This window comes from Vibrio sp. 10N.222.52.B7 (assembly GCF_041474275.1).
Taxonomy (GTDB): domain Bacteria; phylum Pseudomonadota; class Gammaproteobacteria; order Enterobacterales; family Vibrionaceae; genus Vibrio; species Vibrio crassostreae_C.
The window spans coordinates 1-395 of the sequence record NZ_JBFRTU010000610.1; the positions used below are offsets into that span (position 1 = coordinate 1).

Below are 395 nucleotides of genomic sequence, written 5' to 3' on the forward strand. Positions count from 1 at the left end.
ATACAGCACCGTGACCAGAAGACTCTTTGTGGTGACCACCGGTAGAGCCCATGTAGTTACCTTCGTTTGTGATATCGTCTTTCTGAATAGCGTCAGCAGATTCTGCTAGGTCGCCAGTCTCACCGAAAGCCATACCCCAAGTATCAGTTTTAAAACCAGCTAGAACGTCATCGAACTTAGCGTTGCTGCCGTCAGATTCGATTTCGAAAGATGCGAATGCTGTGAACTGGTCGTTTAGCTTCTGTTCAGCGTCTAGTTGGATTTTAGCCCAAGTAGAAACGTCAGCGTCTTTCTTCACAGAGCCAGAGCCAACAACGTTATCAACTTCAGATTGAGTCAGGTAGATATCTACCTCGCCTTTTAGGCCAACTTTAGTATCGTCGTTAGAGTAAATT

General features: G+C 45.6%; 1 pseudogene. It reads right to left on the minus strand.

The annotated features are described in order from the left end of the window. Positions 1–395: pseudogene (locus AB4512_RS24445) on the minus strand (porin); the annotation flags it as partial.